This is a genomic window from Yersinia alsatica (assembly GCF_025133195.1).
Classification (GTDB): domain Bacteria; phylum Pseudomonadota; class Gammaproteobacteria; order Enterobacterales; family Enterobacteriaceae; genus Yersinia; species Yersinia alsatica.
Window position 1 is genome coordinate 4515536 of record NZ_CP104006.1, and the last position, 15592, is coordinate 4531127.

Consider the following 15592-nt stretch of genomic DNA (forward strand, 5'->3'; position numbering starts at 1 on the left):
GGCCCGTCTTCCCCTTACAGGTGGCTGCCGGTCACTGGCCAACATCGTTACTCCCGCCAAGCTCCAGACAAGCAATTTTCCCTATAAACCACACTGGTAGGAATTTGCTATGTCTAATAATACAACTCAAAACTCATCACTCCCGCGTAAAGCTATACCCCGGAAACAAGTGCGCGAAGAAGCGCAACAATTTATCGATACCCTGCAAGGAGTGACTTTCCCTAACTCGCAACGAATTTATCTGCAAGGTTCACGGCCCGATATTCAAGTCCCGATGCGTGAAATCCAACTCAGCCCGACATTGATCGGCGGCAGCAAAGACACGCCAAGTTATGAAGATAACGAAGCTATTCCGGTTTATGACACCTCCGGCCCTTATGGCGACCCGAGCGCCAAACTGGATGTCCATGCCGGTTTACCCAAATTGCGTGATAGCTGGATAGCCGACCGTCAGGATACCGAGGCACTGACGACCCTCAGCTCTGGCTTTACCCAGCAACGTTTGGCTGATGAAGGTTTGGATCATTTGCGTTTTGAGCATCTCCCACGCGCTAAAAAAGCGATTGATGGTAAATGTGTTACGCAATTGCATTACGCCAGAGCCGGTAAAGTGACGCCGGAGATGGAATTTATCGCCCTACGAGAAAATATGGGCCGTGAGCGGATTCGCGGTGAAGTATTACGCCACCAGCATCCGGGGCAAGCCTTTGGTGCTAACTTGCCGGAAAACATCACGCCGGAGTTTGTTCGCCAAGAAGTGGCCGCCGGTCGTGCGATTATCCCTGCCAATATTAACCACCCTGAATCTGAGCCCATGATTATTGGCCGCAACTTTCTGGTGAAAGTGAATGCCAACATCGGTAACTCCGCCGTGACGTCCTCTATTGAAGAAGAAGTGGAAAAACTGGTGTGGTCTACCCGCTGGGGCGCAGATACCGTGATGGATTTGTCCACCGGCCGCTATATTCATGAAACTCGTGAATGGATTTTGCGTAACAGCCCGGTCCCTATCGGCACGGTTCCTATCTATCAGGCGCTGGAAAAAGTTAATGGCGTGGCTGAAAACCTAACATGGGAAATATTCCGCGACACGTTATTAGAGCAGGCCGAACAAGGGGTTGATTACTTTACTATTCATGCTGGCGTGCTGCTGCGTTACGTACCGATGACAGCCAAACGACTGACCGGAATTGTTTCCCGTGGCGGGTCTATTATGGCGAAATGGTGCCTTTCCCATCATCAGGAAAATTTCCTCTACCAGCACTTCCGCGATATTTGCCAAATTTGCGCAGCCTATGACGTTTCATTATCTCTGGGTGATGGTTTGCGCCCTGGTTCTATTCAGGACGCGAATGATGAAGCCCAATTCGCTGAGCTACATACCTTGGGGGAATTGACCAAAATTGCCTGGGAATATGACGTACAGGTGATGATTGAAGGCCCGGGCCATGTGCCGATGCAGATGATTCGCCGCAATATGACCGAAGAGTTGGAGCATTGTCACGAAGCGCCGTTTTATACCTTAGGCCCATTGACCACGGATATTGCCCCCGGCTATGACCACTTCACCTCGGGTATTGGGGCCGCCATGATTGGTTGGTTTGGTTGCGCCATGTTGTGCTATGTCACTCCCAAAGAGCATCTTGGCCTGCCCAATAAAGATGATGTGAAGCAAGGGCTTATCACTTATAAAATTGCGGCCCATGCGGCGGATCTGGCGAAAGGCCACCCCGGTGCACAGATCCGCGATAATGCCATGTCAAAAGCGCGCTTCGAATTCCGCTGGGAAGATCAGTTCAATTTGGCACTCGATCCAGAAACCGCCCGGGCTTATCACGATGAAACCCTGCCGCAAGAGTCAGGAAAAGTGGCTCACTTCTGCTCAATGTGTGGGCCGAAATTCTGCTCCATGAAGATTTCACAAGAAGTGCGTGACTATGCCGCTAAACAAGAACTGGCGGCCGCGCAAGAGACAGCGGCTCAGCCAATAGCGGTTTTGCAATCCGGTATGGAGCAGATGTCGGCCGAGTTCCGCTCCCGTGGCAGTGAGCTGTACCACAGCCCAGCGAATCTGAAAACGGAGGCAAATAATGAATCCGTCTGATCATGCTTCATTTTCTGCTGAGCAAGGTTTCCCGGCGACCAAACAGCGCCTTGGATTGTACCCAGTGGTCGATTCATTGCTGTGGATAGAGCGGCTGCTGGCCGTGGGCGTGACCACCATCCAATTGCGTATTAAAGATTTAGCGGATGCACAGGTCGAACAAGATATTGCTGCTGCCATTGAATTGGGCAAACGCTATCAGGCGCGCTTATTTATCAATGACTATTGGCGGTTGGCGATTAAGCATGGCGCTTATGGTGTTCATCTGGGGCAGGAAGATCTGGAAACCACTGATTTAGCGGCTATTCAACAGGCCGGATTACGGCTGGGTGTTTCCACCCACGATGGGCATGAGCTGGCGATCGCCAAGGCTGTGCGGCCTTCCTATATCGCCATGGGGCATATCTTCCCGACCCAGACCAAGCAGATGCCGTCATCCCCTCAGGGGCTGGCAGTTCTTAAACAAATGGTTGATAACACCCCTGATTACCCCACCGTCGCTATCGGTGGCATCAGTATCGCGCGCGTCCCTGCGGTATTGGCAACCGGCGTCGGCAGTGTGGCTGTGGTCAGTGCTATTACTCAAGCTGATGATTGGCAGCAAGCAACTGCGCAATTGCTGCACCTGATTGAGGGCAAGGAGCTGAGCGATGATCAACAAGCATGAGCTAAGTGACAGTGAATTCTTGCGCTACAGCCGCCAATTGTTACTGGAAGATATTGGCCCTGAAGGCCAATTGAAGCTGAAAAGTGCCAGCGTATTGATTGTCGGGCTGGGTGGTCTGGGCTCCCCTGCGGGCCTTTATCTGGCGGCAGCGGGCGTTGGGCGGTTATTACTAGTTGACGATGACCAGCTCGAACTGACTAATTTACAGCGCCAAATTCTGTATCGCACTACGGATATCAGCCCTACTCCAGTTCGCACTTCGCCCACATCTTTTAGCCAAAATAAAGCCCGATTGGCGCAACACCACCTGCAAAGTCTCAATCCACTGATTGAAGCTATCGCCTTTGATACGCGACTCGCGGGAGAAGCATTGATTGATGCCGTCGCTGGGGTCGATTTAGTGCTTGATTGTAGCGACAACATGGAGACCCGCCATCAGGTGAATGCAGCTTGCATCAAAGCGCATAAGCCATTGATTAGCGGCAGTGCGGTTGGGTTCAGTGGGCAGTTGCTGGTGATTGAGCCGCCCTATTCCCATGGTTGCTATGCCTGTCTTTATCCAGACAAAGAACTGCCACAGCGAAACTGCCGTACCGCTGGTGTATTGGGGCCAGTCGTGGGGGTGATTGGTACTTTGCAAGCACTCGAAGCCATCAAAATGTTGGCGGGGCTTCCTTCGCCATTGAGCGGCAAGCTGCGGTTATTCGATGGTAAGCAGCAGAGCTGGAGCACCCTGCAACTCACGCGGGCGGCACATTGCCCTGCCTGTGGAGGTGGATTGTGACGACAAACTCCATGCTCATTATGCTCAATGACCAGCCGTTAGAGGTGGAGGCCAACATCACCGCTGACAAGCTGCTCAATCAGTTAAATCGCCACCAGCCGGGTACGGCACTGGCGATTAATCAGGTCATCATCCCCCGCATTGACTGGGAAAAGTATCAGTTGCGCGCCGGAGATAACATTTTGCTTTTCCAAGCGATTGCTGGGGGCTGACATGCTGAAAATCGCCGATACTACCTTTACCTCGCGTTTATTTACCGGCACGGGCAAATTTGCCACGGCTGAATTGATGTTAGCAGCACTGCAAGCCTCCGGTTCACAGCTGATTACTATGGCGATGAAGCGCGTGGATCTACATGCTGGCAACGATGCCATTCTGGCCCCTCTGCGCCAATTAGGGGTGCGTTTGTTGCCCAACACCTCGGGGGCAAAAACCGCACAAGAAGCCATTTTTGCTGCTCGCCTGGCTCGCGAGGCGCTGGGTACTCATTGGGTGAAGCTGGAAATCCACCCAGATGTGAAGTATTTGCTACCCGACCCAATAGAAACCCTGAAAGCTGCCGAAATCCTGGTGAAAGAGGGTTTTGTCGTTTTGCCTTACTGCGGCGCTGACCCGGTATTATGCAAACGATTGGAAGAAGTTGGTTGTGCGGCCGTGATGCCATTGGGAGCACCTATTGGCTCAAATTTGGGATTACGTACCCGCGACTTTCTGCAAATCATTATCGAACAAGCCAAAGTACCGGTGGTGGTCGATGCTGGGATTGGTGCCCCAAGCCATGCTCTTGAAGCTATAGAGTTGGGCGCAGATGCTGTTTTGGTGAATACCGCCATTGCTGTCGCACGCTCGCCGGTACAAATGGCGCAAGCATTCCGGCTGGCTGTTGAAGCAGGAACTCTGGCGCGTCAGGCCGGTTTAGGCTCAAGTCAACTGCAAGCCAATGCCACCAGCCCATTGACCGGCTTCCTTAGCCAGCTAGAGGAAAAAAATCATGTCTGAAGATTTTACTCAGCGCTGGCAACAATTGGATTGGGATGATATTTCGCTGCGCATTAACAGCAAAACCGCTATGGATGTTGAACGAGCCATTAATGCCACTAAACCCAATCGTGACGATTTGATGGCATTGATTTCACCGGCGGCATCAGCTTATCTGGAACCCATGGCGCAAAAAGCTCAGCAACTGACTCGTCAGCGCTTTGGCAATACCGTCAGTTTTTATGTGCCGCTTTATCTCTCTAATCTGTGTGCCAATGATTGTACTTATTGTGGTTTTTCAATGAGTAATCGTATCAAGCGCAAAACTTTGGATGAAACGGAAATCATTCGTGAGTGTGAAGCCATCAAAGCATTGGGTTTCGAACACTTACTGCTGGTTACCGGCGAACATCAGGCAAAAGTCGGGATGGACTATTTCCGGCGCCATTTCCCCGCTATCCGCAGCCAATTCAGCTCGCTGATGATGGAAGTTCAGCCATTAGCGGAAGCAGAGTATGCGGAGCTTAAAACATTGGGATTGGATGGCGTGATGGTTTATCAAGAAACCTATCATCCCGCCACTTATCAGCAGCACCACTTGCGCGGCCATAAGCAGGATTTTCACTGGCGGTTGGCAACTCCGGATCGTTTGGGGCGCGCGGGGATCGATAAGATCGGACTGGGTGCCTTGATTGGTTTGTCGAACAGTTGGCGCACTGACTGCTACATGCTGGCAGAGCATCTGTTTTACCTGCAACAAACTTATTGGCAGAGCCGCTATTCTATCTCGTTCCCACGTTTACGGCCTTGTGCTGGGGGCATTGAACCCGCCTCTCTGATGAGTGAGCCACAACTGCTGCAACTGATTTGTGCTTTTCGCCTGTTTGCACCAGATGTGGAACTGTCCTTATCCACCCGCGAGTCGCCTTTCTTTCGCGATAACGTGATTCCAGTGGCGATTAATAATGTCAGTGCCGGCTCGAAAACTCAACCGGGGGGATATGCAGATAATCACCCCGAGCTTGAACAGTTTGCTCCGCATGATAATCGGACTCCTGAGCAGGTTGCGCAGGCATTAACGCTAGCAGGGCTGCAACCGGTTTGGAAAGATTGGGATCGTCATTTAGGCCGCTCTCTCCAATAAGTCTTCCGTTTTCATCCTGAAAAATAAGCAAAAAAAACCGCCCCGAAAGGAGCGGTTTTTACGTTGGTGACCAACAAAGAGATTAGTCTTTGCTGTTACCAAAACCGGCGTTGAGCAATTCAGCCAGGTTAGCAGTCGCTTCATCCGCGCTAACTTGCGGAACCACTGGAACTTCACCCAGAGCTTTACGACGCATACGATCCTGATGATAAGCATAACCGGTACCGGCTGGGATCAGACGGCCCACGATTACGTTTTCTTTCAGGCCACGCAGTTCATCACGTTTACCGGCAACAGCCGCTTCAGTAAGAACGCGCGTGGTTTCCTGGAACGAAGCCGCAGAGATGAAGGACTCGGTCGCCAAGGATGCCTTGGTGATACCCAGCAGGTCACGTGTGAACGTAGCCTCGATTTTGCCTTCAGCTGCCAGCTTACGGTTAGCGATTTTAACGCGGGACATTTCTGCCTGCTCGCCTTCCAGGAAGTCGGTGCTACCTGCATCAACGATGGTGCCTTTACGCAGCATCTGACGAACGATAACTTCGATGTGTTTATCGTTAATCTTAACGCCTTGCAGACGGTAAACTTCCTGCACTTCGTTGGTGATGTAACGGGTAACCGCGTGAACGCCACGCAGACGCAGAATGTCGTGTGGAGATTCTGGGCCGTCGGAAACCACGTCACCGCGTTCTACAATTTCACCTTCGAACACGTTGAGCTGACGCCATTTCGGAATCATCTCTTCGTATGCATCGCTACCATCCAACGGTGAGATCACCAGACGACGCTTGCCTTTGGTCTCTTTACCGAACGAGATGATCCCGCTGATTTCAGCCAGGATTGCAGGCTCTTTCGGACGACGTGCTTCGAACAAGTCAGCAACACGTGGCAGACCACCGGTAATATCCTTGGTACCGCTTGATTCCTGAGGAATACGCGCCAGGGTATCACCCGCACCGATCTGAATACCGTCTTCCAGCTGAACAATCGTTTTACCTGGCAGGAAGTATTGAGCAGGCATATCTGTACCTGGGATCAATACATCGTCGCCTTTGGCATCAACGATTTTCAGTGCCGGACGCAGGTCTTTACCGCTACCGGTACGTTCTGCGCTGTCCAGTACTACCAGAGAAGACAAACCAGTCAGTTCGTCGGTCTGGCGGGTAATGGTCTGGCCGTCAACCATGTCCGCGAAGCGAATGAAACCGCTCACTTCGGTCACAACTGGCATGATGTGCGGATCCCAGTTAGCAACGGTTTCGCCGCCCTGAACTTCTGCACCATCGCCTTTGCCCATTACAGCACCGTAAGGCACTTTGTAGCTTTCTTTAGTACGACCGAATTCGTCGATCAGCTTCAGCTCGGTGTTACGAGAAGTAATCACCAGCTTGCCAGCTGCATTGGTAACGAACTTGGCGTTGCTCAGTTTCAAGCTACCTTTGTTCTTAACCTGGATGCTAGATTCTGCTGCCGCACGAGATGCCGCACCACCGATGTGGAACGTACGCATCGTAAGCTGGGTACCCGGCTCACCAATGGACTGTGCTGCAATAACACCAACTGCTTCACCTTTGTTGATGATGTGGCCACGTGCCAGGTCGCGACCATAGCAGTTAGCACACACACCGAAGTCAGTTTCACAGCTTACTACGGAGCGAACTTTAACGCTGTCGACGGAGTTTTCTTCTAACAGATCACACCATTTTTCGTCCAGCAGGGTGTTACGCGGAACCAGAATATCAGCCGTACCCGGCTTGATAACTTCTTCTGCGGTCACACGACCCAGTACGCGATCACGCAGTGGCTCTTTAACATCACCACCTTCGATAACCGGGGTCATCACGATACCGTTATGGGTACCACAATCGTCCTCAGTCACCACCAGATCCTGTGCCACGTCAACTAAACGACGGGTCAGGTAACCGGAGTTCGCAGTTTTCAATGCGGTATCCGCCAAACCTTTACGAGCACCATGGGTTGAGATGAAGTACTGAAGTACGTTCAAACCTTCACGGAAGTTCGCAGTAATTGGCGTTTCAATGATCGAACCATCTGGCTTAGCCATCAGGCCACGCATCCCTGCCAGCTGACGAATCTGTGCAGCAGAACCACGCGCACCGGAGTCGGCCATCATAAAGATGCTGTTGAAGGAAACCTGCTGTTCAACAACGCCGTCACGGTTGACAACATCTTCAACAGACAAGTTATCCATCATCGCCTTGGCAACACGTTCGTTAGCCGCGGCCCAGATATCGATCACTTTGTTATAACGTTCACCTGCAGTTACCAGACCGGATTGGAACTGTTCCTGGATCTCGGCAACTTCAGTTTCAGCTTCTTCGATGATCCCTGCTTTCGCTTCTGGGATAACCATGTCATCGATACCTACAGAGGCGCCTGAGCGTGCTGCGTAAGCAAAACCGGTGTACATGATCTGGTCAGCAAAGATAACCGTTGGTTTCAAGCCCAGGATGCGGTAACAAGTGTTCAGCATCTTAGAGATAGCTTTTTTGCCCAGCGGCTGGTTAACGATAGAGTAAGGCAGGCCTTTCGGGACAATCATCCACAAAATAGCACGGCCTACAGTCGTATCGATGATGCTGGTACGCGAAGTGCTTTCGCCTTCGGTATTACGAATTTCTTCAGTAATACGGACTTTGACTCGGGCATGCAGAGATGCCAAGCCAGCGCGATAAATACGCTCAGCTTCTTTCGGGCCAGTCAGTACCATGCCTTCGCCTTTAGCGTTAACACAGTCACGGGTCATGTAATACAGACCCAATACAACGTCCTGAGAAGGAACGATGATTGGCTCGCCGTTCGCTGGTGACAGGATGTTGTTGGTAGACATCATCAACGCACGCGCTTCTAACTGAGCTTCCAGTGTCAGCGGTACGTGAACAGCCATTTGGTCACCATCGAAGTCGGCGTTATAGGCCGCACAAACCAGTGGGTGCAACTGGATTGCTTTACCTTCGATCAGAACCGGTTCAAACGCCTGGATACCCAAACGGTGAAGGGTTGGTGCACGGTTCAGCAATACTGGGTGTTCGCGGATAACTTCATCCAGAATATCCCAAACAACTGCTTCTTCACGCTCAACCATCTTCTTGGCAGCTTTAATGGTGGTAGCAAGACCACGCAATTCTAACTTGCCGTAGATGAACGGTTTGAACAGCTCAAGAGCCATTTTCTTAGGCAGACCGCACTGATGCAGACGCAGGTATGGACCAACGGTAATAACCGAACGACCTGAGTAGTCAACACGTTTACCCAGCAAGTTCTGACGGAAACGACCTTGCTTACCTTTGATCATGTCAGCCAGTGACTTCAACGGACGCTTGTTAGAGCCGGTAATTGCACGACCGCGACGGCCGTTATCCAGCAATGCATCTACTGCTTCTTGCAGCATACGCTTTTCGTTACGTACGATGATGTCCGGAGCAGCCAAGTCCAGTAGGCGTTTCAGACGGTTGTTACGGTTGATCACGCGACGATACAAATCGTTCAGATCAGAAGTCGCAAAGCGACCGCCATCCAACGGTACCAATGGACGCAGATCTGGCGGCAGCACAGGCAGCACGGTCAGGATCATCCACTCTGGCTTGTTGCCAGACTGTACGAACGCTTCCAGCAGCTTGATACGCTTGGTCAGCTTCTTACGCTTGGTTTCAGAATTTGTTTCGTTCAATTCTTCACGCAGGATCTCGCACTCAGCTTCCAGGTCCATGTTTTTCAACAGGGCCTGAATAGCTTCGGCGCCCATTTTCGCGTCGAACTCATCACCAAACTCTTCCAACGCGTCCAGATACTGCTCTTCAGTCAGGATCTGACGACGTTCCAAGTTGGTCATACCGCCTTCAACAACCACATAGGATTCGAAGTACAGTACACGTTCGATGTCACGTAATGGCATATCCAGCAGTAAACCGATACGAGATGGCAACGACTTCAGGAACCAGATGTGCGCAGTTGGAGAAGCCAGTTCGATGTGACCCATACGCTCACGGCGTACTTTGGTTTGAGTCACTTCAACGCCGCATTTCTCACAAATAACACCGCGGTGTTTCAAACGCTTGTACTTACCGCACAGGCATTCGTAATCTTTTACTGGGCCAAAGATACGGGCGCAGAAAAGGCCGTCACGTTCTGGTTTGAACGTACGGTAGTTAATGGTTTCCGGCTTTTTAACTTCACCGAACGACCATGAACGGATCATGTCTGGCGAGGCCAGAGCAATTTTGATCGCATCAAACTCTTCGGTCTTAGTTTGCGCTTTCAGAAACTTTAATAAGTCTTTCACGGATTGGCTCCTGTCGGAGTTAGACCTGATAGGCGCCCAAACCTAAGTTTGAGCGCCCCTGTGACCAGTGCGAACCACCAGCAGACTCCCGGCTATGAGAGCCTGCCGTCTGGAGAAGAATTACTCTTCTTCCAGCTCGATATTGATGCCCAGCGAGCGGATTTCTTTCAACAATACGTTGAAGGACTCCGGCATGCCCGGTTCCATACGGTGATCGCCATCCACGATGTTTTTGTACATCTTGGTACGGCCGTTTACATCGTCAGACTTGACGGTAAGCATTTCCTGCAAGGTGTACGCGGCGCCATAAGCTTCCAACGCCCACACTTCCATCTCACCGAAGCGCTGACCACCGAACTGAGCCTTACCACCCAGCGGCTGCTGAGTAACCAGGCTGTAAGAACCGGTAGAACGCGCATGCATCTTGTCATCAACCAAGTGGTTCAGTTTCAGCATGTACATGTAGCCGACAGTAACCTGACGTTCGAATTGCTCGCCGGTACGGCCGTCAAACAGAGTAATCTGACCAGAAGTTGGCAGGCCACCCAGCTGTAACAGTTCCTTGATTTCTTTCTCTGTCGCACCATCGAAGACTGGTGTTGCGATTGGCATACCTTTTTTCAGGTTCTCTGCCAAACGCAATACTTCGTCATCGGTGAAAGTGCTCAGATCAACTTTCTGACAAACATTATCGCCCAGATCGTAGGCTTTCTGGATGAACTCACGCAGTTTGGCAACTTCTTCCTGCTTCTTCAGCATGGCGTTGATTTTCTCGCCAATACCTTTCGCTGCCATCCCCAAGTGGGTTTCCAGAATCTGACCGATGTTCATACGCGATGGTACGCCCAGCGGGTTCAGAACGATGTCTACCGGCGTACCGTTTTCATCGTAAGGCATATCTTCGATCGGGTTAATCTTAGAGATAACACCTTTGTTACCGTGACGACCGGCCATCTTGTCACCCGGTTGAATCTGACGTTTAACCGCCAGATACACCTTGACGATCTTCAGCACGCCTGGTGCCAAATCATCACCTTGGGTGATCTTACGACGCTTGGCATCCATCTTCTTCTCGAATTCGGATTTCATTTCGTCGTACTGCTCTGCCAACTGTTCCAGCTGGTTTTGCTTGTCTTCGTCGGTCAGGCCAAGTTCCAGCCAGCGATCACGTGGTAATTTGCTCAGCTTGTCAGCTTCGATGCCGCCAGAAACCAGTACTGCGTGGATACGTGCAAACAGGCCAGCTTCCAGAATCTGCAACTCTTCAGTCAGGTCTTTCTTAGCCTGCTTCAGCTGCATTTCTTCGATTTCCAACGCACGCTTGTCTTTTTCTACGCCGTCGCGAGTAAAGACCTGCACGTCAATAACCGTACCGGAAACACCGTTTGGTACACGCAGAGAAGAGTCTTTAACATCAGACGCTTTCTCACCAAAGATCGCACGTAACAGCTTCTCTTCTGGCGTCAGTTGAGTTTCACCTTTAGGTGTTACCTTACCAACCAGAATGTCACCGCCAGTCACTTCAGCACCGATATAGACGATACCGGATTCATCCAGCTTGGAGAGCGCAGCTTCACCCACGTTCGGGATATCAGCAGTGATCTCTTCAGGCCCTAACTTGGTGTCACGGGACACACATGCCAATTCCTGAATATGGATGGTCGTGAAGCGATCTTCTTGAACCACGCGCTCGGAGACCAAGATGGAGTCTTCGAAGTTGTAACCGTTCCAAGGCATGAACGCTACGCGCATGTTCTGACCCAATGCCAGCTCGCCCAGGTCTGTAGATGGGCCATCTGCCAGCACGTCGCCGCGCTCGATTGGCTCACCCAGATTCACACACGGCATCTGGTTGATACAGGTGTTCTGGTTAGAACGGGTGTATTTGGTCAGGTTATAAATATCAATGCCTGCTTCGCCCGGATACATTTCGTCTTCGTTAACTTTAATAACGATACGGGATGCATCTACGTACTGAACGGTACCGCCACGTTTGGCTACAGAGGTTACCCCTGAGTCAACCGCTACTGCACGTTCCATACCGGTACCAACCAGCGGCTTATCAGCACGCAGAGTAGGAACCGCCTGACGTTGCATGTTCGCACCCATCAAGGCGCGGTTGGCGTCATCGTGTTCCAAGAATGGAATCAGAGAAGCACCAACGGACACCACCTGTTGAGTGGAAACGTCCATGTAGTCAACTTGGTCGCGGCTGAACAGGCTTGATTCGCCTTTGCTACGACAAGTGACTAAGTCTTCGATGAAGCGGCCATCTTCGTCCAAGTTGGAGTTCGCCTGAGCGATAACGAAGTTGCCTTCTTCAATAGCAGACAAATAGTTAATTTCATCGGTCACCACACCATCACGAACGCGACGATAAGGTGTTTCCAGGAAACCATACTCATTGGTCTGTGCGTACACGGACAAGGAGTTGATCAGACCGATGTTTGGACCTTCTGGCGTTTCGATTGGACATACGCGACCGTAGTGAGTCGGGTGTACGTCTCGAACTTCAAAGCCAGCACGTTCACGGGTCAAACCGCCCGGGCCCAATGCAGAGATACGACGTTTATGCGTAATCTCAGACAACGGGTTGTTCTGGTCCATAAATTGTGACAACTGGCTAGAACCAAAGAACTCTTTCACCGCAGCCGAGATAGGCTTGGCGTTGATCATGTCCTGAGGCATCAGTGTGTCGAGGTCGCCCAGAGACAAACGCTCTTTAACTGCACGCTCAACACGAACCAGACCAACACGGAACTGGTTTTCAGCCATTTCACCAACAGAACGAATACGACGGTTGCCTAAGTGGTCGATATCATCCACTTCGCCTTTACCGTTACGGATATCGATGAGCTTCTTCATCACTTCAGTGATGTCTTCTTTGCTCAGGATACCGGAACCTTCGATCTCGTCACGCAGCAGTGAACGGTTGAACTTCATCCGGCCAACCGCAGACAAATCGTAGCGGTCTTCAGAGAAGAACAGGTTCTCAAACAGATTTTCAGCTGCTTCACGTGTTGGTGGCTCACCAGGACGCATCATGCGGTAGATCTCAACCAAAGCGCTCAGACGATCGCTGGTTGGGTCAACACGCAGGGTCTCGGAGATATAAGCACCGTGATCCAGGTCGTTGGTGAACAGTGTTACGATTTGCTTGTGACCCGCTTGGCTCAGCTTAGCCAACAGATCCAGTGACAGCTCCATGTTGGCTGCACAGATAAGCTCACCGGTGTTCTCGTCGATATAGTCTTTTGCAACGACTTTGCCAGCAATGTACTCGACTGGAACTTCGATGCGATCAATACCGTCTTTTTCAAGCTGGCGAATATGACGTGCAGTAATACGACGCGCTTTCTCGACGTAAACTTTGCCATTCGCTTCAATATCAAAGGATGCCGTTTCACCGCGCAGACGCTCTGGAACCAATTCCATCTGCAGCTTGTTGTCACGAATCTCAAAGACCACTTTCTCAAAGAACAGATCGAGGATCTGTGCAGTGGTGAAATTCAATGCACGCAGAATGATGGTTGCCGGCAACTTACGACGACGGTCAATACGGACAAACAGGTTGTCTTTCGGGTCAAACTCGAAATCTAACCATGAACCGCGGTAAGGGATGATACGTGCGTTATACAGCACTTTACCCGATGAATGGGTTTTACCCTTATCACTGTCAAAGAATACGCCAGGACTACGGTGCAGCTGAGATACGATAACCCTCTCAGTACCGTTAATGACAAAGGTACCGTTTTCGGTCATGAGTGGAATTTCACCCATGTAGACTTCTTGTTCTTTGATGTCTTTGACCGTACCTTCCGGAGCTTCGCGCTCATAGATTACCAGACGCAGTTTAACGCGCAGCGGTGCGGAATAAGTCACACCACGGATCTGGCACTCTTTGACGTCAAATACTGGCTCACCAAGACGGTAGCTAACGTATTGCAGCTCCGAATTGCCGCTGTAGCTCTGAATTGGAAAAACAGAACGGAATGCTGCTTCTAGGCCGTACTGCCCTTCGGGATCTTGCTCGATAAACTTCTGGAACGAGTCAAGTTGGATAGAAAGGAGATAAGGTATGTCCAGAACTTGTGGACGTTTACCAAAATCCTTACGAATACGTTTTTTCTCGGTATAGGAGTAAACCATAGGGTTCCTCAGCTCGCTGATCAGTGACCCACTCTGTCCGCCCTAAACTAGGACAGTTCATGCAACACTATTATTTAGACTGAGAAGTCGAAACACTTCTCGGAATACTCTCTTCTATCACTCTTAAACCATTTCATCGCGTTACTTTGACTACCGAGCTACCCGAGTGGGTCGTAGCTGAGAACGCAGTATATTAAGTCGTCAATAGAAAGGAATATTGGGGGTTAGCTAGCCGCTAAACAGTGTGAAATGCGACTAACGCCCTACAGCGCAAAAAGGCTGATGACTAAAAAGTCACCAGCCATCAGCCTATAAGTCAGGCTGCGAACTCAAAGCTTAACTTACTTGATCTCAACAGAAGCACCAGCTTCTTCCAGAGATTTTTTCAGAGACTCAGCTTCGTCTTTGTTCACGCCTTCTTTCAGAACTGCAGGTGCGGATTCAACCAAGTCTTTAGCTTCTTTCAAGCCCAGGCCAGTTGCGCCGCGAACAGCTTTGATTACTGCAACTTTGTTGTCGCCGAATGAAGCCAGAACAACGTTGAATTCAGTTTGTTCTTCTACAGCTTCAGCAGCAGCAGCAGGACCTGCAGCAATAGCAGCAGCTGAAACGCCGAATTTCTCTTCCATAGCAGAAATCAGTTCAACGATTTCCATTACAGACAGAGCCGCAATACCGTCAAGAATTTGTTCTTTAGTGATAGTTGACATAACAAGTGTTCCTAAAATACAGAAATAGTTTATACGTTAAAAAGCAACGATGGATAAGAAAGGCGATTAAGCCGCTTCTTTCTGATCGCGCAGTGCAGCCAGAGTACGAACCAATTTGCCAGCAGCGGCTTCTTTCATGGTTCCCATCAGTTTTGCAATTGCTTCTTCGTAGGTTGGCAGAGTTGCCAGGCGGTCGATCTGAGCCGCAGGGATTAACTCGCCTTCAAAGGCTGCTGCTTTAACCTCAAATTTCGCATTATCTTTAGCAAATGCTTTGAACAGACGAGCAGCTGCGCCCGGGTGTTCTGAAGAGAATGCAATCAAGGTTGGACCAACAAACGTGTCTTTCAGGCATTCGAATGGAGTGCCTTCAACAATGCGACGCAGCAAGGTGTTACGAACAACTTGCATGTGAACGCCAGCTTCACGACCTGCTTTACGCAGTTCAGTCATTTTATCAACGGTAACGCCACGAGAATCCGCAACAACCGCAGACAGCGCACCTTTGGCTACTTCTTTAACTTCAGCAACAATCGCTTGTTTGCCTTGAAGATTTAGTGCCATTAGTTCTTGCTCCTGGATTAACCGGGGAATAATTCCCCGGAACTCACGTCACCCAAAACATTACTAAATTGTAATGAGCGGGCGTTGAAACACGGTGAGCAGAATCCAGCAAAGACAATTCTTTATCAAAAAAAATGCTTTAGGTTCTGTCACCGTCTACGCAGGAAATTAAGTGTTTTTACAGCATAA

General features: G+C 50.5%; 10 protein-coding genes. 6 read left to right on the top strand and 4 right to left on the bottom strand.

Going from position 1 to position 15592, the window contains the following annotated elements; all coding sequences use genetic code 11:
- Positions 1-109 precede the first annotated feature (109 nt).
- From thiC to thiH, 6 genes are read left to right on the top strand one after another with little or no spacing between them, the layout of a single operon-like run.
- Positions 110-2104: a phosphomethylpyrimidine synthase ThiC gene (gene thiC, locus N0H69_RS20415; protein WP_050152507.1), complete on the top strand. Its 1995-nt coding sequence runs from the start codon at positions 110-112 to the stop codon at positions 2102-2104.
- Positions 2091-2771 carry a thiamine phosphate synthase gene (thiE, locus tag N0H69_RS20420; RefSeq protein ID WP_050152508.1) on the top strand — a complete coding sequence of 227 codons (681 nt, stop codon included), beginning with the start codon at positions 2091-2093 and terminating at the stop codon, positions 2769-2771. The genes thiC and thiE overlap by 14 nt, the downstream gene beginning before the upstream one ends.
- Complete coding sequence (locus tag N0H69_RS20425) at positions 2755-3555, top strand: HesA/MoeB/ThiF family protein (protein ID WP_050152510.1); 801 nt, start codon at positions 2755-2757, stop codon at positions 3553-3555. Before thiE ends, N0H69_RS20425 begins: the two co-directional genes overlap by 17 nt.
- A gap of 11 nt (positions 3556-3566) precedes the next feature.
- Positions 3567-3767, top strand: coding sequence for a sulfur carrier protein ThiS (gene thiS / locus N0H69_RS20430; protein ID WP_375541948.1), 201 nt, complete (start codon positions 3567-3569; stop codon positions 3765-3767).
- A gap of 1 nt (position 3768) precedes the next feature.
- Positions 3769-4554 carry a thiazole synthase gene (locus N0H69_RS20435; protein ID WP_050136529.1) on the top strand — a complete coding sequence of 262 codons (786 nt, stop codon included), beginning with the start codon at positions 3769-3771 and terminating at the stop codon, positions 4552-4554.
- Entirely contained in the window at positions 4547-5677 is a 1131-nt protein-coding gene (gene thiH / locus N0H69_RS20440; RefSeq protein WP_050111018.1) for a 2-iminoacetate synthase ThiH, read from the top strand. Before N0H69_RS20435 ends, thiH begins: the two co-directional genes overlap by 8 nt.
- Positions 5678-5759: 82 nt before the next feature.
- On the opposite strand, the gene rpoC is transcribed toward thiH, so the two are convergent.
- From rpoC to rplJ, 4 genes are all read right to left on the bottom strand, one after another.
- Complete coding sequence (rpoC, locus tag N0H69_RS20445) at positions 5760-9980, bottom strand: DNA-directed RNA polymerase subunit beta' (protein ID WP_050111019.1); 4221 nt, start codon at positions 9978-9980, stop codon at positions 5760-5762.
- A 120-nt stretch (positions 9981-10100) separates the two neighbouring features.
- The gene (gene rpoB, locus N0H69_RS20450; protein ID WP_050111020.1) at positions 10101-14129 is read right to left on the bottom strand and encodes a DNA-directed RNA polymerase subunit beta; all 4029 of its coding nucleotides are present in this window, start codon (positions 14127-14129) and stop codon (positions 10101-10103) included.
- Between the two features lie 341 nt (positions 14130-14470).
- Positions 14471-14839: a 50S ribosomal protein L7/L12 gene (rplL, locus tag N0H69_RS20455; protein ID WP_050111021.1), complete on the bottom strand. Its 369-nt coding sequence runs from the start codon at positions 14837-14839 to the stop codon at positions 14471-14473.
- A 66-nt stretch (positions 14840-14905) separates the two neighbouring features.
- On the bottom strand, positions 14906-15403 hold the full coding sequence (rplJ, locus tag N0H69_RS20460) for a 50S ribosomal protein L10 (RefSeq protein WP_004712405.1): 498 nt from the start codon (positions 15401-15403) through the stop codon (positions 14906-14908).
- Positions 15404-15592 lie beyond the last annotated feature (189 nt).